At 57.7% G+C, this 21,351-nt stretch carries 14 protein-coding genes and 1 pseudogene; 8 read left to right on the top strand and 7 right to left on the bottom strand.

The window, feature by feature from the left end; translation table 11 throughout:
- Window positions 1–43: 43 nt before the first annotated feature.
- The gene (locus tag ACP8IT_RS00575; protein WP_490290190.1) at window positions 44–3,508 is read left to right on the top strand and encodes an arabinosyltransferase domain-containing protein; all 3,465 of its coding nucleotides are present in this window, start codon (window positions 44–46) and stop codon (window positions 3,506–3,508) included.
- Here ACP8IT_RS00575 and ACP8IT_RS00570 read toward each other — a convergent pair.
- The 3 genes from ACP8IT_RS00570 to ACP8IT_RS00560 form a co-directional block, all read right to left on the bottom strand.
- On the bottom strand, window positions 3,447–4,889 hold the full coding sequence (locus ACP8IT_RS00570) for a PepSY-associated TM helix domain-containing protein (protein ID WP_490290189.1): 1,443 nt from the start codon (window positions 4,887–4,889) through the stop codon (window positions 3,447–3,449). The genes ACP8IT_RS00575 and ACP8IT_RS00570 overlap by 62 nt on opposite strands.
- A 68-nt stretch (window positions 4,890–4,957) precedes the next feature.
- Complete coding sequence (locus tag ACP8IT_RS00565; protein WP_490290188.1) at window positions 4,958–5,833, bottom strand: alpha/beta hydrolase; 876 nt, start codon at window positions 5,831–5,833, stop codon at window positions 4,958–4,960.
- 58 nt (window positions 5,834–5,891) lie between these two features.
- Entirely contained in the window at window positions 5,892–7,826 is a 1,935-nt protein-coding gene (locus tag ACP8IT_RS00560) for a M13 family metallopeptidase (protein ID WP_490290187.1), read from the bottom strand.
- Between the two features lie 42 nt (window positions 7,827–7,868).
- Between ACP8IT_RS00560 and ACP8IT_RS00555 the strand changes: the two genes are divergently transcribed.
- From ACP8IT_RS00555 to ACP8IT_RS00545, 3 genes and pseudogenes are all read left to right on the top strand, one after another.
- Entirely contained in the window at window positions 7,869–8,450 is a 582-nt protein-coding gene (locus ACP8IT_RS00555; protein WP_490290186.1) for a hypothetical protein, read from the top strand.
- The gene (locus ACP8IT_RS00550; protein ID WP_490290185.1) at window positions 8,451–9,302 is read left to right on the top strand and encodes a PrsW family intramembrane metalloprotease; all 852 of its coding nucleotides are present in this window, start codon (window positions 8,451–8,453) and stop codon (window positions 9,300–9,302) included.
- 225 nt (window positions 9,303–9,527) lie between these two features.
- Window positions 9,528–10,858: pseudogene (locus ACP8IT_RS00545) on the top strand (SLC5/6 family protein).
- Between the two features lie 18 nt (window positions 10,859–10,876).
- Here the strand turns inward: ACP8IT_RS00545 and ACP8IT_RS00540 are convergent.
- Together ACP8IT_RS00540 and ACP8IT_RS00535 are read right to left on the bottom strand one after the other, a co-directional pair.
- Entirely contained in the window at window positions 10,877–11,680 is an 804-nt protein-coding gene (locus ACP8IT_RS00540; protein ID WP_490293053.1) for a hypothetical protein, read from the bottom strand.
- A gap of 346 nt (window positions 11,681–12,026) precedes the next feature.
- A complete protein-coding gene (locus ACP8IT_RS00535) occupies window positions 12,027–12,926 on the bottom strand; it encodes a LysR family transcriptional regulator (protein ID WP_490290183.1) in 900 nt (299 codons plus the stop codon).
- Between the two features lie 130 nt (window positions 12,927–13,056).
- On the opposite strand from ACP8IT_RS00535, the gene ACP8IT_RS00530 reads away from it, so the two are divergent.
- Complete coding sequence (locus ACP8IT_RS00530; RefSeq protein ID WP_490290182.1) at window positions 13,057–14,712, top strand: thiamine pyrophosphate-dependent enzyme; 1,656 nt, start codon at window positions 13,057–13,059, stop codon at window positions 14,710–14,712.
- 7 nt (window positions 14,713–14,719) lie between these two features.
- Here ACP8IT_RS00530 and ACP8IT_RS00525 read toward each other — a convergent pair whose 3' ends face one another.
- Entirely contained in the window at window positions 14,720–15,988 is a 1,269-nt protein-coding gene (locus ACP8IT_RS00525; RefSeq protein ID WP_490290181.1) for an RsbRD N-terminal domain-containing protein, read from the bottom strand.
- Between the two features lie 167 nt (window positions 15,989–16,155).
- On the opposite strand from ACP8IT_RS00525, the gene ACP8IT_RS00520 reads away from it, so the two are divergent.
- The 3 genes from ACP8IT_RS00520 to ACP8IT_RS00510 all read left to right on the top strand — a co-directional run bounded on the left by ACP8IT_RS00520 (window position 16,156) and on the right by ACP8IT_RS00510 (window position 19,961).
- Window positions 16,156–17,409 carry a M20 family metallo-hydrolase gene (locus tag ACP8IT_RS00520; protein WP_490290180.1) on the top strand — a complete coding sequence of 418 codons (1,254 nt, stop codon included), beginning with the start codon at window positions 16,156–16,158 and terminating at the stop codon, window positions 17,407–17,409.
- Window positions 17,410–17,479: 70 nt separating this feature from the next.
- On the top strand, window positions 17,480–18,805 hold the full coding sequence (locus ACP8IT_RS00515) for an SLC5/6 family protein (RefSeq protein ID WP_490290179.1): 1,326 nt from the start codon (window positions 17,480–17,482) through the stop codon (window positions 18,803–18,805).
- A 103-nt stretch (window positions 18,806–18,908) separates the two neighbouring features.
- On the top strand, window positions 18,909–19,961 hold the full coding sequence (locus ACP8IT_RS00510; RefSeq protein WP_005276271.1) for a histidinol-phosphate transaminase: 1,053 nt from the start codon (window positions 18,909–18,911) through the stop codon (window positions 19,959–19,961).
- A gap of 28 nt (window positions 19,962–19,989) precedes the next feature.
- Here the strand turns inward: ACP8IT_RS00510 and gabT are convergent, their stop codons facing one another.
- Window positions 19,990–21,318 (bottom strand): 4-aminobutyrate--2-oxoglutarate transaminase, encoded by a 1,329-nt coding sequence (gene gabT, locus ACP8IT_RS00505; RefSeq protein ID WP_490290178.1) that lies wholly within the window; start codon window positions 21,316–21,318, stop codon window positions 19,990–19,992.
- Window positions 21,319–21,351 lie beyond the last annotated feature (33 nt).

Below are 21,351 nucleotides of genomic sequence, written 5' to 3'. Positions count from 1 at the left end.
GTGCACCCAAGAAGTAGGGCTTATCTGACGTACACTAATCGCCGTGTCAGATAGCCTAACTGTGAATTCGAATAAAGCGAGATCTTCCGGCTTGAGCTTTTCCACCGCCCCTAAGGGGCTGCGGTGGACGGCGATCATTGCCGGATTGATTGGCTTCTTGTGTTTTATCGCCACCCCGCTGCTGCCGGTGGATCAGACCCAGTCGTCTTATGATTGGCCGCAGCATGATTCGGTGCAATCCATCAACGCACCGCTTATCTCCGTGGCTCCCGAGTCGCTAGAGGCCACCATCCCCATGTCCGCGGTCAATGAGCTGCGCGATGGCCAGAACATGGTCTATGGCACCGTGCCGCCGGAGTCAAAGAAGGCCTCGAACCGCGGGCTCTTCGTCCGCGCCAACGATGACGGCTTATCCGTCGTCTCGCTCGATGAGGTGCTGCTTACCCTCAACGCCAAGGAGGTAGCGCAGCTTGACGATGCCGCCAAGCTCAAGATCTCCGCCACCGGCGACGGCACCACCGTCAGCGTGGGCAAGCATAAAAAGACCACCGACGACGATCTGCGCCCGCAGGTAACCGGCGTCTATACCGAATTGGACGATAAGGCCGACGTGCAGCGTTTGGTTGATGATGGCCTCAATGTCCACGTCGATATCAACTCGCGGTTTACCTCTTCGCCTTCGCCGATTAAAACCATCGCCATGTGGCTGGGCAGCGTCATGGTCATTGTGTCCCTCTACTGCCTCTGGCGCATCGACCGGCTCGACGGCCGCCGCATGAAGTTCATGCCGGAATCGTGGAAGAAGGTGCGCCCACTTGATGGCGTGGTCGCAGCTATCTTGGGATTCTGGTATATCTTCGGCGCCAATACTTCAGACGATGGCTTCATCTTCTCCATGAGCCGCGTCTTCGATAACGCCACCTACATGGCCAACTATTACCGCTGGTACGGCGTGCCCGAGGCGCCTTTCGGTGCGCCGTATTACGACCTCGTCGCACTGCTGTCCCAAATCTCCACCGCGTCCGTCTTCGTGCGCCTGCCGGGCTTGATTGCAGGTCTTATCACCTGGTTTATCCTCTCGCGCGAAATGCTGCCGCGGTTTGGGGAGGTCATCGACAAGCGCCGCGTCAGCCACTGGACGGCCGCGCTGATGTTCCTGGCCTTCTGGCTGCCGTATAACAACGGCATTCGCCCGGAGCCGATCGTGGCCTTCGGCGTCATGCTGACCTGGGCGTCGTTCGAGCGCTCCATCGCCACGCGCCGCCTTTTGCCCGCCGCGGTGGGTACCATCGCTGCTACCCTGACGCTGGCCGCTGGGCCTACCGGCCTATTTGCGGTGGGCGTCTTCCTCGTGAGCGTGCCCCACCTTTTCCGCGCCATGAGCGAGCGCGTTCCCGCCATGGGCGGCGGCGCCACCGGCTGGCTTTCCCTCATCGCACCATTCTTGGCGTCTGGCACCGCCATCATGGTCGCAGCTTTCGGGGATCAAACCTTGGCCAATGTCATGGAATCCACCCGCGTCCGCTCTGAGGTCGGCCCGTCGCTGCCGTGGTATTCGGAATATGCCCGCTACTCCACACTCTTCCAAGAATCCGTGGACGGCTCGCTTACCCGCCGTTTTGCCGTATTTACCATGCTGTTTTGCCTGGCACTTATTGCGGCGGCGGTCATTAAGGATCGCCGGATCAGCGGCATCGCCGTTGGCCCTACCCAGCGCCTGCTCATCATCGTGGCGCTGTCCATGTTCTTCCTCATGTTCACCCCAACCAAGTGGACGCACCACTTTGGCATCTATGCCGGAGTAGCCGGTGTCATCGCCGCGCTCGCGGCCGTTGTCCTCTCCCGGTTTGCGCTGCACTCGCCGCGCGCCCGCACCTTCAGCATCGCGGCGGTCATCTTCTTGCTAGCGCTAACGTTCGCGGGCTGGAACGCATGGTGGTACGTCTCTTCCTTCGGCATCCCGTGGTGGGACCGCACGGTGCAGTTCAAGGGTATTGAGGCCAATAAGATCCTGCTGGCCATCTCCTTGGTCGTCCTCGCGGTTGGCGTGGTGCAGTCCCTGCGCCACGATCACCGCAAGCTGCAGGCGCAAGAAGACGGCACTGTGGAACAGTTCAAGGACGACGCCGCGGCCAAGGTATCGCGCTCGGCCGGCATCATGTCCGCGCCCATCGCGCTAGCCTGCGCCATTGTGGTGGCTTTTTCCATGGCCTCTTTTGCCAAGTCCACCATCGCCCAGGCGGATTCCTACTCCGTGGGCAAGGGCAACCTCGCCTCCCTGCGCGGCGATACCTGCTCGCTGGCCAACGAGACCCTGGTGGAGACCAATACCAATGACTCCTTCCTCACTCCGGTCAGCGGTAGCTTGGGCGATTCGCTCATCAATGAGGACGAGACCCATGCTGGCTTCGGCCCGAATAATATCCCTGAGTCGATCGAACCAGAAGACCAGAATTCGGCTTCCGTCGGTGCCATCGGCGGCAGCTCGGGAGACTCCGATTCTGCCTCTCAGGACAACGCGACCTCGGGCTCGGAAACCGAATTGGGCAGCGATGACTCCGATTCTTCTGGTTCCTCTGATTCGCAGGAGACCAAGCGCAAAAAGGATGAGCACGCCCGAGAGACCACTAATACCTCTGAGGGCGGCGTGCGCGGCACCGAAGGCGTCAATGGCTCCACCATGCACTTGCCCTTCAACTTGGACTACACCACCGTGCCGGTCTTGGGCTCGTACTCAGAGGACCAAGAGGCCACCTCGCAGGTAACCACCCAGTGGTATAACCTGCCGGAGGCAACCGAGAAGACCCCGGTACTCGCGGTTTCTGCGGCCGGCAATATCTACCACCATGACGTCAACGGTGTGGAACAGGACGGCATGGAGCTCACCTTGGAGTACGGCACCATCGATGAGGATGGCAACGTCAGCAATAAGGGCGAAGAGGAGATGTCCGCCGTCGGTGCAACCCCCAAGTGGCGCAACCTGCGCATCCCGATGGATAAGCTGCCTGACGATGCCAACGTGGTTCGCCTCGTGGCCAAGGATGACTCCACCGACGAGGATGACTGGATTGCCTTTACCCCACCGCGCGTGCCGGAGTTGGACACCATCAATAACCAATTCCCCAAGGAAACCCCAGCCTTGCTGGACTGGGCGGTGGCCCTGCAGTTCCCCTGCCAGCGCACCTTTGACCACTACGCCGGCGTGACCGAGATTCCGGAGTACCGCATCCTGCCGGATGCCTCGGCGCAGACCTCGCTCACGGAGTTCCAGTCCTTCGCCGGTGGTGGCGCCATGTCCACCGCGGAAGCGGTGAACTACTCCTACGAAATCCCGAGCTACCTCAACAACGATTGGGCGCGCGACTGGGGTGCCATTGAAAAGTACGAATTGCGTACCGATTCGCAGGGCAATACCCCAGCCGAGGCGGAGATCGATTACGAGGACGTTACCCGTTCTGGACTGTGGAAGGAATCCGAGATGAAGATTCGCCCCGAGGACGAGCAGTAGGCCCGCTGGCCCCGTTGCTGCGGCCCGGTCCGGACTGAGAGCCGGACCGGGACCGGGACCGGGATCGGGACTGGGGCCGCAGCCGACGTACCAGCCAGTCGCCGGCGAAGAAAAGGAGCAGCGATGCTCCAAATAGCGGCGCAATGATCGAGTAGATCACAACCCCTGCCACCACGGCGGGGGTTATTTTTAGCTCGGGGAGGCGGCGGCGCGGCTTATTCCACCACATCCACAGCCCGGCGATGCTGATGACGAGAAGGCCCAACGCCAGCGCGGCCAAGACCACCTGGCTGTAGATGCCGAAGAGGGTGCCCATGTGCAATTGGATAAGCCAGGAGGTCAACCGGGCGGCCAGCGGCCAATCCGCCGAATTGATGCGGTCGATGACACGGCCATCTGCGGTTACCGCTACGGCATCGCTACGCAGCTTGTATGCCGCGCGCCCCTCGCGCACAGTCCAGGCATCGCCGGCCTGCTCCGGCGGGGTCATCCGCAGCACCCCGGTAAGCCCTTCACTGCGGGCGGTGGACAAGGCCGTCTGCGCGCCCTCGAGCACGTCGTTGTCCGTGACCTCACCGCCGCTATGCCCAGCGTGGCCCTCGTGACCCGCGTGGCCCTCGTGGCCAGCATGCGCGCCGGAACCCTCGCCTGCCCCTGTGCCGGCACCGGCTTCTGCCACAGAAGTTGCCACGGACGGTTCCTTCCAATTGAGCTCCTCGCGCACCTTGCCAATATTGCTTCCGGCAACCATCGACCAGGTCAAGCCGGTGATGGTGAGGAATAGGAAACCGGGCAGCAACCAGCTGCCCAAGCGGGCGTGTATCCGCAGCGCCTTATTGTTTTTCTTCTGGGTTTTCTTCCTGCGCTTGAGCCACAGATAGACACCGGCGATCGTCAGCGCACCGAGCCAGGACGCGGCTAGCTCCGCATAGATGCGGCCGGGCTCGCCCAACCACAACGTGCGGTGGCCATTGGACAGCCACGTGCGCAGTGGCAGCGCCCGCGAGCCGCCGTATTGTTGTTCTTCGCCGGTAATGCGCAGGTCTACTGGATCAACGAATACCGCATGGGTGTAGCTAGGGCTCTTAGCATCTGGATCCGTGAACAGCACGCGGGTGGTCTCTTCTGGATCTTCAGACGCCTCCACCGCGGCCACCGCAGCGCCGGGGTGTTGGCGCTGCGCCGCGGCGATCTGATCGTCCAAGCTGCGTGGGCTGCCCTGCGCGGTGGCGGTGATTTCATCGTGGTACACCCACTGCTCAAGAGTGGGCGCGAGCGCGTAGAAGAAGCCGCTGAGCGCGGCAACAATGAGGAACGGCGCGACGATCACGCCGGCAAACTTATGCAGGCGCGATAGCGCACCATGAGTTGTAGTCTTCATGGCCCACTAGTCGCAGCCTTATTGGCATAAGTTCCCGATTATCGCTGAAATAATGGAGCCCTAATCTATTACGCCAGCTCACCGCGTAAAAATTCGGCGGCGTCCTGCACCCGTTGGCGCGCCACGGCCGGGGTGGATACGCGGTGGGTCGAGACATAATCGCGCTCGTGCGCCTGCGGGATGTGGACGCGATCGGCTATCTCGTCCTCGGTCGCAGTCTGCACGAAGGTCTCAGGGAATTGTTTAGGCAGCTTATAGCCCACGCGGTAGTACTCCGGCAGGTTGGCCAGGGCGCCGAAGTCGGGGAAGGTGAGCAAGAGGGCATCGGCAGGCGCGAGCGCTGCCAATGCACCGCCGGAAGAATATCCCCACGTGGTGACGTGGGAGGCGCCCTGCTCGCGGGCGTAATCAATGGCGCGGTTGACCGCCGCGACCATGTCTTTGACCGTATACTCCGGCGCGAGCGGATAATCCACGTCAATGATCGTGGTGCCGGAAAGCTGCGCGGCGGCGGCAACCTCGGGGCGCCACTGCATTTCCAGCGCCTTGCCATCGCCGCGCCACCAGCCGCCCGAGTGCAGCGATACCGCCCACCGGCCGGTGGGCTCAGAGGGGCGAAAAATGGCGCCGACCTCGGCGGAGTCTACGGTAATGCCGTCCGTAAACGCCGTACCCGGAAGCGCGTGATTAACTCCGGTGCCCAGAACCATCATGGCGGCGTGGGTGATGCGGTCTGGCAACAGTGCGCAATACTGGTCCGCCTCCGGCGAGCCACCGCCGGCCCAAGGCGGGCGGAAATCCGGCGTTTCATAATGGGCGTCGATATAAGAAACCAGCTGCTCTAGCTGTTCTTCCTCGCTTATCTGGCGGTCTTGCCCGCCGATGCGCCATTCTTGGCCGGGCTCTAGCGGCCGGTGCGGATCTTTATCGTGTGCATCAGTCATATCCCCGAGCCTACGCGTGCACATGATGCGCACAAGGTGGGCTCGGGGGAGAACCGATTTACCAGATGGTGACTCGGTCCTCTGGGGCCAGGTACATCGCGGAGTCTTTGCCTACGTCGAAGGCCTCGTAGAACTCCGCGATATTCGCGGCGATGAGGTTGCAGCGGAACTCCGCGGGCGAGTGCGGGTCAATGGCCAGGTACTGGGTCGCCATCTCCGGGCGGATGGCCGTGCGCCAGACGCGGGCCCAGGACAAGAAGAAGCGCTGCAGGCCGTTGTAGGTGTGCTCGGCCAATTCCGGCTCGGCACCGTCGACCACAAATTCCTCTTCTTGGCCCAGCAAGTCAATGCCCTTATCGGCGCAGTAGTTCTTGTAGGCCACCACGGAAATGCCCAGTCCGCCCAGGTCACCAATATTTTCGCCCAAGGTGAACTTGCCATTGACGCCGGAAGATTCGGTGCCGGCATCCTTTAGCACCGTGGGAACCTGGCCATCGAATTGCTCCACCAGCTTTGCCGTAAGGGCCTCAAAGTCCGCGCGATCTTCATCGGACCACCAGGAGTTCAGGTTACCCTGGCCATCGAATTGCGAGCCCTGGTCATCAAAGCCATGGCCAATTTCGTGTCCGATGACAGAACCAATGGCGCCGAAGTTCTCAGCGGCATCCGCATCCGGGTTATAGAACGGCGGGCGCAGGATGGCGGCCGGGAAGGTGATGTCATTGACCACCGGGTTATAGAAGGCATTGACGGTCTGCGGGGTGGTGACCCACTCATCGCGGTTGGCGGGCTTGCCAATCTTTGTCAGCTCATAGTCGTGGGAAAAGGCGGACCCGGCGCGGGCATTGGCAATCAGTTCCGCGCCCTGGTCAGAAATTTCCAGCCCGGAGTAGTCGCGCCAGGTATCGGGGAAACCAATCTTGGCCTTGAACTGGGAGAGCTTTTCTAGGGCGCGCTCGCGGGTCTGCGGGGTCATCCACTCCAGCTGGGAAATGCGCTCGCGGTAGGCGGCGATGAGGTAGTCCACCAGCTCATCCATTTCGCGCTTGGAGGATTCTGGGAAGTGCGCGTCCACGAACTCCTTGCCAATTTCCTCTCCTACCAGGCTCTCGGCCAAGCCCACCGCGCGCTTCCAGCGGTCGCGCTGCTGGGTGGCACCAGAAAGGCGGGTGCCGTAGAACTCGAAGTTCTTGGCGCCCACTTCCTCCGGCAAGAGGGCGGCGCGGGAGCGCAGGATGTGCCAGGTGGCCCACAGCTGCCAATCGGCCATGCGGTCAGCGGTAAAGAGCTTTTCCAAATGCTCCAGGTAGGACGGCATCATATTCACCACGCGATGCTCCGGCAGCTTTCCGCCGGCGAGCAAAGCTTGGGTGATGGAGGGCAGCTCAGAAAACTCGCACGGGTTATTGGTCTTTACCGCATCGCGGGTAGAAACCACGTCCCAGTGGCCCGCCGCCAGTTCCTTTTCCAGGCCCACGATGCGCTCGGCTGCAACCTCGGTGCCGAGGCCAAACAGGCGGGTGGGCTCGATAAAGCCCAGCATCTCGGCCACGTGCTTTTCGTAGGCGGTCAGCGTTTCCGCGTGCGCTTCTTCGCGGTAGTAGGCTTCATCCGGCAGGCCCAACCCGGATTGCACGATATAGGCCACGGCTTCTTCCGAGCCGGAGTCCTTTTCTACCCAGAACGTCGCCGGTGCCCCCACGCCCTCGCGCTCGAGCTCGCCCAGGCGGTGCGCCAATTCCGTGGGATCGGCAGAGCTCAGGCGGTCAAGGTCCGCATCCAGCGGGGCCATGCCGGCGTTATTAACGCCCTCTGTATCCATGAAGGATGCATAGAGCTTGCCGGGGCGGCCATCGTTATCTTTAACGATGTCATGAACCAGTTCTTCTGCTTCATCGCGCAGCGCGTGGAAGGTGCCATCCACACCGCGATCATCTGGGACAACGTGATTTTCTACCCAAGGTCCATTGACCAATTGATAAAGATCTTTCATGGTTGCCACTGTAGGCCAAACCTTCCAGTTAAGGTATGGACTATGGAAAAATTCCGGTTTCCACCAGCCCGGCCGCGCAGCCTATTTATCGCCGCCCTTGCTTTTGTGACGGTGGTCCTTGCCTTGCCCGCCATCGTCCACGCGGTGCTACCGCAACGCCACGCCGATGTGGAGCAGGTAACCCTGTCTGATCCCAGCCACGACTGGGACATTACCGTCTCCGATCTGTACTGCGAGCGCGATTATGCCTCGCTGGCCAGCGTTGGTTGGACCTGCGGTGACGTCACCGTGCAGGCGGTCATCGTGGAAGATACCGACGACGACGAGCACACCCTGCGCCGTATGGTCCGAGCCTATGGCATGGCTCCGAGCCTTCCAGAGGGCGAGGTATATGAAGGAAAAGATGGTGCCCTCGCGCTTGCCGATGCCCCCTCCTCCACCGCCGCCATCTCCATCAACGGCACCGGCGCGGACGAGAATAAGGACTGGGTGGTCACTGTCACCGGGGATTCCGCAGCAACGCGCACGACCACTCAACGCCTCTGGAAGGCCTTCGGGCAAGACGAACTACCAGAAGAATTCACTGCTGATATCGCGGAGTTTTCTGGAAAGGCCTTGGTTTAAATGTCTAAGCTCTTTCGCACCGCGCTGTGGATTTTCTCCGGCCTGGGGCTTATCGGATTTATCTCCCAGTCATTCATTACGCTGTTTATCTCGCCGCTAATGGGCATTATCAGCTTCCTCATCGCGGCGGCCCTCGTCGCGGTAGTCATCGCGCTATTGCGCCTGAGCCCCATGTGGGCGCGCCCGGCGCGCGTATGGGCACCACTTGCCTTTTTATGGGGTTCTGGCATGGCCATTAGCTTGGCGGCTATAAGCTCCACACCGGTCATGCAGCTCGCCATCAATTCAGGCTGGGTCGATTCCTTCATGTCCTGGAGCGGCGCCTATCCCGAAGAGATTTCCAAGGCCGCCGGCGTGCTATTCGTCCTGATGTCCTTCCGCCAGCTCAACCGCCCCTGGCACGGGTGGATGGTCGGCGCCGTCGTGGGCCTTGGCTTTGAAGCCAACGAAAACATCCTTTACGGCTCCATGGGCGCTACCACCCACCCGGATAGCGATTTCGCCGGGCTCATACAGATGTGGGGCCTGCGCCTTATCGCTGGCCCTGGCCTGCACGTTTTGCTCACGGCGCTGGCCGGTTGGGGCATCGGCTGGGCCCTCTACGCTGCCGCCAAGCCGCTCTGGTGGCGCATCGGCGTGACGCTCGGCTGCCTCGCGGCTTCCTTCCTCCTGCACTTTGGCTGGAATTACCTGCACGATTCCGATATCGCGGCCGTCATCCAAGCCCTTGCCGTAGCTATCATCTTGTACCCGCTGAGCGTCTGGCTCATCCTGCGCGGCAATAAATACGCACACGACGATGACAGCTACAGCCACAGCACCGCAGAGGAGGCGCTAGCCTTCACCCGCTAACCCCAAGCCGTGCTTGTTTCTCCCAAAATGTCCAAAACAACCGCATTCCGCCAAAATTTCCCTCGATTTGTGGACAAACGCGGTTGCTTTGGACGCCTTAGCCTTCCGGAGCTCTCCCGGGCGCATAAATATGTGGTTTATGGCACATGTTAGTAGTGACATTCGCTACACTCACTTCAAGGCGCTTTTGCCACTTATCCTCCACTTAAAGGACTGAAGACCTTCATGAGTGCCCCAACTTACGAGTCCCGCACGGATAACAGCACGGAAAGTACAGAGGGGGCAGCTCCCGAATACTCCGCAGAGGAAGCCAACCGGCAAAAGGCAGTGGGCTCCACCCTGTCTTGGGTCATCGCGCTTTTTGGCACCGGTGTTGGTGCCGGCATCCTCTTTTTGCCGCTCAATGCAGGTGCCTTCGGATTTTGGCCGCTCGTCTTCGCCACCGTCTTCATCTTCCCGTTGGTGTATTTTTCCCACCGGACCTACGCCCGCATAGTTAGCGGCGCGCCACCAGAACAGCACGGCAAGGATGTCCTGGAGCTGGTGGTTACTACCTGGGCCGCAATAGCGGCCTCTTCATCGCCGTATTGTACTGTCTGGCCATCGTGCCGACGGTGCTCATTTACGGCATCAGCATCACCAACGTGGTCGATAGTTTCATCGTCAACCAGCTCGGCGGGCCGAGCATCAATCGGTGGATATTGTCCATTGCCTGCGTGGGCGTCATGACGGGCCTTTTTGCCATCGGCCGCCGCCCCATGCTGTGGCTGGCCCAAATGCTGGTCTACCCGCTCATCATCGCCCTGGCGGCAACCTCCATTTACTTGATCCCCAAGTGGGATTTCGAAAGCTTCCTTAATGTTGAATACGAAGGCGGTATCTGGGGAATCCTTAAAGGTATTCTGCTCATCCTGCCGGTTCTGGTCTTTTCCTTTTCCCACATGGCCGCGCTATCGCAGTTCTCCGTAGACGTGCAGCCGGCCTACGGCAAGAAGACGGAGAAATTCGTCTCCCGCGTGGAGCTCTATACCGCCGCAATGCTCGTGGTATTTACCATGTTCTTCGTCTGGTCCTGCGTCCTCGCGCTCGGCGCGGACGGATTGAAGGAGGCAGCCGATCAAAACATCCCGGTGCTGTCTTATTTCGCCAACGTCACGGGCACGCCGTTCATTGGTTATATGGCACCGCTAATTACCATGTGCGCGATCATCTCTTCCTACTTCGGGCACATGCTTGGTTCCGAGGAAGGCACCGAGTACCTCCTGCGCATTGCCGTTCCCCGCATGGCCAATAAGCTCTCGCGCCGCGCGCTGCTCAACACCATTTATGTCATCGTATTCGTGGCAACGACCCTCGTGGCCGTCTTCAACCCCTCCATCATGGACATGATTTCCGTGGTCGGCGGCATCTTCGTGGCATTCTTGGTCTATCTGCTGCCGGTCTACATGTTTAAAAAGGTCGATGATTATTCCCAGTTCAAAAACGATATCTGGAATTACTTCGTCTTTGGCATGGGCCTTGTCATCATGGCCGTGACCGTCTGGAACCTGATCTAAAGGCCAGCTGTTCGGCGCTTATTGGCAGACCCGCACCTGGCTGACCTGCGCCAGGGCTTGATTAGCGTTCGCGCACGCTTGGCGCTCAAGGTCGGCGGCGGTGCGGGTGGCATCGCGAAGCGCCTGCTGCGCAGGTTCTGGCAGGTCGAGGTCGTGTTCAATGCGCGCGCCGATGGCCTCACTGGACCCGCCGACCGGCGCATTGCCGATGCTGCGCGTGACATCCGCGGTATGGGTCTGCGCATCGCCATACGTATTGGCGGCTACGGTAAATCCATGCCCAGTAGATAGGGAGGCGTGGATGGTGCGGTCATCGGACCAACCGAATTTGGTGCCCCATACTCCGGGAATGTGGTCTGTGCCGAAATCCTGGCGGTACCCGTCCGCAGCCACGGGAGCAGCAGTGGCCATTCCCGCGAAAATGGGCGCCGCGATGGGGTCGTGCTGAATCTCCGCCGTAAACCGCGCGACATCTTCGGTCGAGGTCTGGGGTGTTCCCCAGTAGCCGGTGTAGTGGGTCTCGCTCAGCCCGAATTCTTGGATGATGCTGGGAATGGCCTGCGGGTAGCGGCGGTCCAAGTCGCTGGCCACGTTATCGTCGCTATAGCGGATCATATGTTCTACCTGGGCTTTATCGGCAACAGAACCGTACTTGAGCACCCAATACCCCAGGTAGATCTTGCTCAAGGATAGCGCCGGGCGGGACTCGTGACTATTGGCGGTAGAGACGGTGGCGCCGGAATCGTGCCTGACGGTGATCTGCGTGCGCTCAGGCACGGAGTGGGGATCGAGGCTGACCGCCTGGGCAGCGGGAATGGTCACGAAGGAAAGTGCGGTAACGAGAGAACTTATTGCCAGCTTTTTCATAACGCATTTAGCGTAGCCCTGGATGTACATCGCCGCAGGCTATAAATGCAAAAAGTTTCCCTATTGTACTATCTATTGCAGCAATACTTCTAGGTCCCGCGCATCCATGCCGTGCTTATGCATGGCGACGCGCCCGTGGGGATGCTCATGTCCTTGTCGTGGTCTCGTCCTGTATCCGCTAAACATCTGGCTCATTCTGCGCGGCGATAAATACGCCAAGAACGATGACAGCTATAGCCACAGCACCGCAGAGGACGCGCTAGTCCCCTCACGCTAACTTCTCTTTCCCCAGCTTATCGCTCTAAGCCGTCGTAGCCGCCGCAATATAGTCCTGCAGAGCATCACCCAATTCCTCTAATTGCGCGCTAGCAAAATGGCCCGGATTCCACACCAAATACAGCGGTACCCCCTGAAGGCTTTCGTCGCCCGCAGTAATTTTTAGCGGTACCAAGTTAGCCTCGGCAATTGCAGTACAAATCGCAAGGGCCTTCTCCGCTTTAGCTAACGCCAATAAGGTGGCGGTGTCATCGCATTCAATCATCTCTCCGAGCGGGGCGCTTGCGGTACCAAGGAAGGCATCAAACAGAGTGCGGGACACGCTGCGGTGGCTAGGAAGCGCCAATCTGTGTTGGGATAGCTGCGCAATATCCACGTTGTCCCGCCCGGCCAACGCACAGCTTGGCGGCACCCAGGCGCGAATGGGGGCTTGCCCCAACGCATGAAAGCAGAGGTCATCTCGTGGGGGCAATGGAGACACCACGGCATCGGCATTGCCTTCCAAAGCATTGAATGCTGCATAGTGTTCTATCGGCTGTGTGGTGACCACTGGAATGCCTTCTTGAGCAGTAGCAATCAGAGGCGCCACGATGGTGGAAACCGTAGTTTGTGTTGCAGCAATAATTAGCCGTTCTACGACACCTTGCCGCAGGACTTCTGTGGCACGTTCGGTACTTCGGTTTTCAGCATAAAGGCGACGACACGCGGGAAGAAGTGATCGAGCCGTATCGTTCAACCGCAATGAAGTAGCAGGAGAACCAGTTGCGCCCGTGCCCCTCTCCAACAGCTCGAGGCCGACCTCTTTTTCGAAGCGACGCAATTGCCGGCTCAATGCCGGTTGGGTAATGCCGAGCTTAGAAGCCGCTGCGGTGACTGTGGGCGAATCCGCTAGGGTAAGGAAATATTTGACGCGTTGTATATCCACATACCCATTTTAGGCATTGATTATGCGTAGTGGTAATGAAATAGCAGCGGTTTAGACATTAGACAGGCATAGCATCAGACTTGGATAATGAATGCAGTAATTCAGCGCACAGTTTTAAGGAGTGACTGCTATGACTCGTCGCCATGTTGGTACCGCTATCGCCGAATCCCTGGCTGCCCACGGCACCTCTCGGGCATTCCTCGTCCCTGGGGAAAGCTTCCTGCCTGTCCTGGACGGGCTGTATAACTCACCTGTAGAAGCGATCGTGTCCCGCCAAGAAGGCGGCGCTTCCTATATGGCAGAGGCTTACGGCAAGGCTACGGGCGAGCCCGGTGTTGCCATGGTCACCCGCGGCCCCGGCGCGTCCAATGCCTTCGTAGGAGTCCACACCGGCTGGCAGGATGGCACTCCAATGGTTATCTTCGTCGGTCTCATCCCCTTCTCTGACCGCGACCGTGAGTCCTTCCAGGAATTCGACCCTAAGGCGTGGTTTGGCACTCAGGCCAAGCAGGTTTTCGTCCTCGATGATCCAACGCGCGCCTCCCGCGTCGTGGCAGAAGCCTTCTTCCAGGCCAAGCAAGGCCGTCCCGGCCCCGTGATCGTGGGATTACCAGAAGATGTGCTCTACCAGGACTTTGAAGGCGAAATTGAAGCACCCATCCCAGTGACGGAGGGAGCCGTTTCTGCAGCGGATGCCGCTTATGTTTCGGAAAAGCTGGCTACTGCCAAAAAGCCGTTAATTTTTGCCGGCGGCGGCCGCTGGACCCCAGAATCCGCGCGAGCGATCGAAAAGTTCGCGGAAATCAACCAGATTCCCGTGGTGCACGATTTTCGCGCCAGCGACCGCATCTCCTTTTCTTCGCCAGCCAATGCCGGTTGGTTGGGCTATGGCCGCAATGAACATACGGCAGAGCTCCTTTCCGAAGCCGATGTGCTACTGGAGGTAGGAGCTTTGCTTACCGATGTCCCCTCCGACGGATATACCTTGCGCCAAGATCCCCATGCGGAAAATATCGTGGTCAACATCGATACCGGCCTACGTGGACATTCCGGAGCCATCAGCCGCCATATCTTGGCTTCCCCCGTTGCCTTGGCGGAAGCCCTCGACAACATCAACACCGGAGAGATATCTTCAGCGCAATCCGAGTGGTTTAAAAACGCTCGTCGCGCTCACCAGGAGTTCTCCACCATTCCAAGTGAGTCGGACTGGCGAGCAACCTCTGCAGGCACCGCGCATATGGAAGCAGTCATTAAGGCGTTGCAAGACCAACTCCCGGAAGAGGCCATTTTTACCTTTGGTGCAGGCAACCACTGCATTTGGGCACAACAATTTCTGCCCACCCAGCACTACCCTTCTCAACTAGCAGCGCGCAACGGGTCGATGGGTTATTCCGTACCAGGTGCGGTATCGGCGAAATTGCAATTCCCTGAACGCCCCGTGGTTGCCATTGCCGGCGACGGGGAATACCTGATGAATGGTCAGGAACTTGCCACGGCTGTACAATTCGGGGCACCATTTTTGACGGTCATCATGACCAACGGTGAATTCGGCACCATCCGCGATCACCAAAAAAATCACTTCCCAGACCGTGTCTCCGGTACGCAATTGGCTAATCCGGATTTTGCCGCCGTCGCCAAGGGGTACGGTGCCCATGGAGAATCAGTAGACGCGGACGCAGATGTTTCCGAGGCTATCGAACGCGCTTTAAATGCAGTTAATAATGGCATTCCGGCCGTGGTCAATGTGTATACCGATCAGGATCTGTCATTGCCTGCGGCGCGATAAAACCGCGCTATTTAACAGGGTGCTTTAGCCGATAGAGCACCATTCCTATGTAGAACGCATCGGCAGGCACCAATGGTGATAACCCTGTTACTGCTTGAAAGTGCTTGAGCCGGTTAATGACTGTATTGCGATGACAATCCAGCGCGCGGGCGGTGCTTTTGATAGAACCGTCCGCAAAATAGGATGTGACTGTATCAATCAACTTGGTGCGTTCTTTGTCCGGCAATCGCTCCATACAGTTTACGGGCTCATCAGTACCGCCGGGAAGCAGATGATACGCATAACTACTTAAGGCTATGGGCAAAGCTTCCTCGGCTGCTATTGGTCCCTTATCACCCATCACGCCGGAAGCTTCTACCGCCGCCGCCATATCAATAAGCCCGCCACTACACGCGCGCACCGCCCCAATCCCACGTTGGGCTGGCAGAACAATGCTGGAAACGGCCTTCGCAGTCATCTCACGGGCACGATCTAAGCCACAGGATTCCTCTGGTGCTAACGCGTCTGCAACCTCTGGACTTGCCGTTGGTGCCGCCTCATTACCTCGTGCTGTTGCAACCGGGTAAAAAGCGCAAAAAGCCTGGCGCACATAAATACCCCACGCCGAACCGGCCGCCAGATACGGCGCCAAAGCCTGCTCCAACTGGGCGGCGTGTGAGGGACCAGCAACGAGAACATCATAAACCTCATGTTGGTCCACCCCTAAGGCCTGGGCAATAGACTCTAATTGGTTCTGACTTAGCTCTGGGGCATTAAACAGTCTTTCCAAGTGACGGTGCGCACTGACCCTCGCGTCATTGCGCATCGCCGCTTGTTGCTGCATAAACGCCACCCTGACTTGGGAAGAAATCTCATCAACGGCAGCTTGTACCCGCTCTGCATTCGCGATTAGAGCACGTTGAGTCTGTGGGGTGGAACGCTTAGCTAGCCCGCGCCAAAGAACGATGAAGTCTAGGCGCATGATCTCTACCACCGCAGTAATGGAAATCCCTTGCAGTGCCCGCAAGCGGCCAAATTCCTGTAAGCGCCTATCAAGCGCTGCTTGCTCGCCAACAGGAAGGGCCGACTCGCCCTGGGGAGCATCCCATAGTTTAGTAATCAATGCGGTAAATACCGCCCGTGAAGTTTCCCGCAAATCCGACTCATCAACGGCGATATCACCGTAGGGGCTGCGTGCTAAAAACTCCGTGATGAACTCATCGACGAATGTGCCCACATCCCCTTCGATGCTGCGGACGAGGTCATTCCACTCTGTATCCAGGCTTTCTGCGGGCATTGCACCTCCCATTACCAGCCTCAGCTCTCTCCAACCTAATTTTGTGCAAATGCACAATAAAAGCCACTATAATCCATCATTTTCTCAAATTCACTAATAAAACGTAATATTGCTCGCTAATGTATTTCTTTGTGATGCACACTACAAAGAGCTGAGGAGAGCCTTTTATGTCTGCTACATCGACACAAGACACACCGGAATTTATCGAAGATTTTCATACCATGTCTTCTTTCGGTGCCACCTCAGGCGGCGGAATCGACCGCCAGGCAGCCACCGACGAGGATGCTGCCGTACGCCGCTGGTTCCACACTTGGCTAGAAAGCCACGATTTCCGCGTCGAATACGATGAGATTGGCAACCAATACGGATTGCTCAATTTCATAGACGGTGCCGACTTCATACTCACTGGGTCCCACATGGATTCCCAACCTCTAGCAGGGCGCTTCGACGGCTCTTACGGAGTCCTGGCCTCCGCCCACGCAGCGCTTGAAGTCAAGCGCCGAGTGGAGGCTGGCGAGCTCACCCCCACCCATAATCTCGCGGTGGTCAATTGGTTCAACGAAGAAGGCTCGCGCTTTACACCTTCCATGATGGGTAGCTCGGTTTATACCGGAAAGATGGATCTCACCAGCGCCTATGAATCAACTGCGCTGGATGGGACCACTGCCCGCTCTGAACTGGAACGCCACAGGTTCATCGGCAGCTTTACCCCACCCAAGGCCGCATCGTATGCGGAAATCCATGTCGAGCAGGGACGCGGCATGGATAACTCCGGTGCCACCATCGGGCTCGTGGCTGAGACGTGGGGCGCCAAAAAATTCCAAGTCACTGTTCGCGGCGAACAGGGGCACACTGGATCTACCCTTCTGGCGGATCGTCAAGACGCACTCTTTGGTGCTTCCATTGTGATTTCGGAACTACGCCGCTATGCCGAAGCCCGCGAAGGACACCCGCTGCAGGCCTCCGTTTCGACCATGAAAGTCCTACCCAATTCCCCAGTCACCATCGCCCGCGAAGTGCAGATGAACTTGGACCTGCGTTCCCCAGACTGGGACACGCTCAATGAGGGCTACGCGGCAGTACGCGACATCGTTAGCAAAGCCGAATTAGAAGCCAAGGTAAAAATTGAACTCACCCCCACGCATGAGTGGAAGCTATCGCCCTACCAACCAGAAGGCGTCCACCTGGCCGATGCGGTTGCCACTGAGCTTGGCCTCAAGCACGAACAAGTCCAAACCGTAGCGGGGCACGACTCGACCAATATGAAAGATACTTGCCCCACCGTCATGCTCTTTATCCCCAGCGTAGACGGCATCTCTCATAATGAGGCAGAGTTTACGAAAGATGAAGACATGGAAGACGGCGTGCGCATGATGACAGCCACCCTGACTGAGCTATGCCAAGGCGCACTTAACGCTTAAAACGCGGACCGTGGCAGTCAAAAGACTGGCTTTTCATTCCATCCGCCCCAATTAATAACTGAGGATCATTATGAGTACCCCAATTCACGATCCGGCGAACACAGAAAACACTGATAATCCTTCCTCGCCGGATGATAATTCGCAGCAAACGCAAAAGGCCGAAACGACTGGTTCCACTCTTTCCTGGGTAATCACCTTGTTTGGCACCGCCGTTGGTGCCGGCATTCTTTTCTTGCCGCTTAACGCCGGTTCGTTTGGCTTTTGGCCGCTGGTATTTGCCACAGTTTTCATCTTCCCTCTGGTTTACTTTTCTCACCGGACTTATGCTCGGATCGTCAGCGGTGCCCCAAGAGAACAGCACGGCAAAGATGTCCTAGAGCTTGTACGCCATTACTTAGGTCGCAATGGTGGACTTTTCATCGCCATTTTGTATTGGCTGGCCATCGTCCCAACGGTGCTTATTTATGGCATCAGCATCACCAACGTGGTCGACAGCTTTATCGTCAATCAACTCGGCGGCCCCAGCATTAACCGGTGGGTACTATCTATCGTCTGCGTTGGCATCATGACTGGCCTTTTTGCCATTGGCCGCAAGCCCATGCTGTGGCTAGCGCAAATACTGGTCTACCCGCTCATCATCACCCTGGCTGCCACCTCGTTCTATTTGATTCCAAAGTGGGATATCCAAAGCTTTATCCACTTTGAGTATGAAGACGGTGGATTGAGCATCCTGAAAGGGATTCTACTTATTCTGCCGGTGCTGGTCTTTTCCTTTTCCCACATGGCAGCGCTTTCACAATTCTCCGTAGATATGCAGCCCACTTACGGCGATAAGACGGAAAAACATGTCTCCCGCACGGAGGTCTACACCGCTGCTCTGCTGGTCGTATTCACCATGTTCTTCGTCTGGTCATGTGTACTAGCCCTGGGCGCAGACGGTATGAAGGAAGCGACTGAGCAAAACATCCCCGTGCTGTCCTACTTTGCAAACATTACGGGCTCACAATTCATGGCCTACATGGCACCAGTTATCACCATGTGCGCAATCATTTCTTCCTACTTTGGACACATGCTGGGCTCTGAGGAAGGCACAGAATATTTGCTGCGCATCGCTGTACCGCGGTTAGCAAATAAGGTGTCCCGCCGCACCTTGCTCAACATCATTTACATCATTGTCTTTACGGCTACCACCTTGGTGTCCGTCTATAACCCTTCCATCGTGGACATGATCTCCGTGGTCGGTGGCATCTTCGTTGCCTTCTTGGTCTACCTACTGCCTGTCTACATGTTTAAGAAGTTTGATGACTATTCCCAGTTCAAGGATGATATCTGGAATTACTTCGTCTTTGGAATGGGCCTTGTCATTATGGCCGTAACGGTCTGGAACCTGATTTAAAGGCTCCCTTCCCTCTCCGTCCTTGTCAATTCAAAAGATTGTCATTATATTTCAACGTCGATCTCTCCACTGCTGACATTCAATATTAAGGAGAAGCACTACGATGCTACGCGATGATTTGCACAAATTCCCCGACTACAAGCCCGGTAAAACTGAGCCAAATAAGCTCAAGCTTTCTGCAAATGAAATTCCAAATCCACCCCTTCCATCCGTTCTGGGGGCTATGACGCAGGCGGCTTCTGTGGCGAATCGGTACCAAATCAATGGCTCACCAGAGCTGCGAGCGGAATTATCGACTTATCTGGGCCTACCAGAAGAAAACATCGCGGTAGCCCCAGGAGCATCTGCCATTGTGCAGCAGGCGGTGATGGCTACCTGCCATACCGGCGACGAAGTCATCTTTCCATGGCGCTCTTTTGAAGCCTATCCGCTGTATGTGCGCATGGCTGGCGCCGAACCTATAATGACTCCGCTTACACATGATGACCGGCTGGGCCTCGATGCAGTGATCGATGCAATCACCGATAGAACGCGCCTTATCATCCTGTGCAACCCTAATAACCCCACCGGCACCACCATTAGCCAGGAAGAATTCGAAAACTTCATGGCTCGGGTACCGAAGGACATTGTGGTCCTCCTAGATGAAGCCTACTGGGAATACAACGATGATCCGGATAGCCCAAATGCGGCCAAGGAGATTCAGAACTACCCAAATCTCATTGGTGCTCGGACTTTCTCCAAAGCCTTTGGTCTTGCAGGCGCCCGCGTGGGCTATGGCATGGCATCACCCGAGCTTGTCGATGCCCTCAATCTCCTCGCCTTGCCACTCACTGTCAGCTACATTGGCGAGCTGGGCGCTATCGCCGCACTTCATGCTCAAGATGAGCTGGATGCACGCGTGGATGAAACCAAACGTCAGCGCACCCGCGTGGCACAGGCCCTCGGTGTTCCCGAATCACGTGCCAATTTCGTCTGGTTACCACGAGGTGATGCTAAAGAAGTAGAACGAAAGATTTCGGAGGAAGGCATTATTATCCGCCGTTACCTCGATGAGGGCGTGCGCGTTTCCATCACCACCGAAGAAGAGACAACAGCCTTCCTCAACGCTTGGGAGCGCGCCGGTATCCAGCCTTGGGAAGGGGAAACCGGCGACTAGGCTGGGTGGCACAAAGGCCAAACCGGCTTTACTTAAATTCGTGGAATTTGTCCACGACCGCCCGCAAGCCCTCGCGCCACAAGTGCTCTGGAATAGCCAGCGAAGGCAGGAAGCGAATGACGTTGTGGTCAAGACCACAGGTCAATATCAGAATTCCTTCCTCCTTCGCAGCGGCGGCAATCTTATGCACCAACTCAGAGTCTGGCTCACCGTCCGCTGTGACAAACTCCAGTGCCAGCATCGCGCCACGACCGCGGAAGTCGGCAACACGCTCATCCTTGATAAGCTCCGCCAGTTCCTCTCGCGCAATGTCTTCCAAGCGGCTAGCACGGGCACCGAAGTCTTTTTCTTCGAATTCTTTAAATGTGGCCAAAGCAGCTGCACAGGCCACCGGGTTACCGGTATAGGTGCCGCCAAGGCCGCCTGGCTGTGGAGCATCCATAATTTCGGCACGCCCAGTTACAGCAGAAAGCGGCATGCCAGAGGCAATGCCCTTCGCGGTAGTGATCATATCGGGGACAATGCCCTCATGTTCACTAGCAAACCAGGTACCAGTGCGCATCATGCCAGCCTGGATTTCATCCGCGATAAAGATGACGTCATTATCCTTACACCACTGAACAATGGCGGGAAGATAACCTTCCGCAGGAACAACGAAGCCGCCTTCACCCTGGATCGGCTCGATGACCACACAAGCCAAATTAGAGGCACCGATCTCTTGTTCCAAAGTGGTAATAGTGCGCTTTGCGGCTTCTTCTCCGCTAAGGCCATCGCGAACCGGATAAGACATCGGTGCGCGGAAGACATCCGGCGCAAATGGCCCAAATCCTGACTTATAAGGGCTTTGCTTGGCGGTCATCGCCATAGTGAGATTGGTGCGACCGTGGAACGCGCGGTCCATCACGGCCACACTGGTTTTGCCACTGTAGTTGCGGGCAATCTTGACCGCGTTTTCTACAGCCTCCGCTCCAGAATTAAATAAAATGGTGCGCTTTTCGTGGTCACCGGGCGTCACTGTGTTGAGCTTTTCCGCAACCTCGACGTATGAGGAATACGGCGAGATAGGAAAAGACGTATGAGTGAAGTGTGCTACCGCTTCTTGTACCGCCTGTACCACCGCCGGGTTAGAGGCGCCTGCAGAGGTCACGGCAATGCCGGAAGCGAAGTCAATGAACCGGTTTCCATCTGCATCTACAAGGATCCCGCCATCGGCATCCACCACATAGCCTGGCAGGCCCGGATTGAGCCCAGCCGGCAGCGCCGCCTTACGGCGGGCATCCCATTCAGCACTCTTCGGCCCAGGGAGCTGGCCTACTACTTTGCGGGTTTGCTCCAAACGGTATTCAAGCTCTCGCATATCGTGTCCTTTCCACACAGTGATTTTCAACCT

This window comes from Corynebacterium sp. LaCa_23 (assembly GCF_058182375.1).
The sequence above is the reverse complement of the archived record's forward strand: the minus strand, read 5'-3'. Positions and strand labels throughout refer to the sequence as shown.

Bases quoted from the DNA above. Each gene is read 5' to 3' on its own strand.
- ACP8IT_RS00570 (WP_490290189.1), bottom strand. From the start codon at position 4,889: ATGAAGACTACAACTCATGGTGCGCTATCGCGCCTGCATAAGTTTGCC.
- ACP8IT_RS00565 (WP_490290188.1), bottom strand. From the start codon at position 5,833: ATGACTGATGCACACGATAAAGATCCGCACCGGCCGCTAGAGCCCGGC.
- ACP8IT_RS00560 (WP_490290187.1), bottom strand. From the start codon at position 7,826: ATGAAAGATCTTTATCAATTGGTCAATGGACCTTGGGTAGAAAATCAC.
- ACP8IT_RS00555 (WP_490290186.1), top strand. From the start codon at position 7,869: ATGGAAAAATTCCGGTTTCCACCAGCCCGGCCGCGCAGCCTATTTATC.
- ACP8IT_RS00550 (WP_490290185.1), top strand. From the start codon at position 8,451: ATGTCTAAGCTCTTTCGCACCGCGCTGTGGATTTTCTCCGGCCTGGGG.
- ACP8IT_RS00530 (WP_490290182.1), top strand. From the start codon at position 13,057: ATGACTCGTCGCCATGTTGGTACCGCTATCGCCGAATCCCTGGCTGCC.
- ACP8IT_RS00525 (WP_490290181.1), bottom strand. From the start codon at position 15,988: ATGCCCGCAGAAAGCCTGGATACAGAGTGGAATGACCTCGTCCGCAGC.
- ACP8IT_RS00520 (WP_490290180.1), top strand. From the start codon at position 16,156: ATGTCTGCTACATCGACACAAGACACACCGGAATTTATCGAAGATTTT.
- ACP8IT_RS00515 (WP_490290179.1), top strand. From the start codon at position 17,480: ATGAGTACCCCAATTCACGATCCGGCGAACACAGAAAACACTGATAAT.
- ACP8IT_RS00510 (WP_005276271.1), top strand. From the start codon at position 18,909: ATGCTACGCGATGATTTGCACAAATTCCCCGACTACAAGCCCGGTAAA.
- gabT (WP_490290178.1), bottom strand. From the start codon at position 21,318: ATGCGAGAGCTTGAATACCGTTTGGAGCAAACCCGCAAAGTAGTAGGC.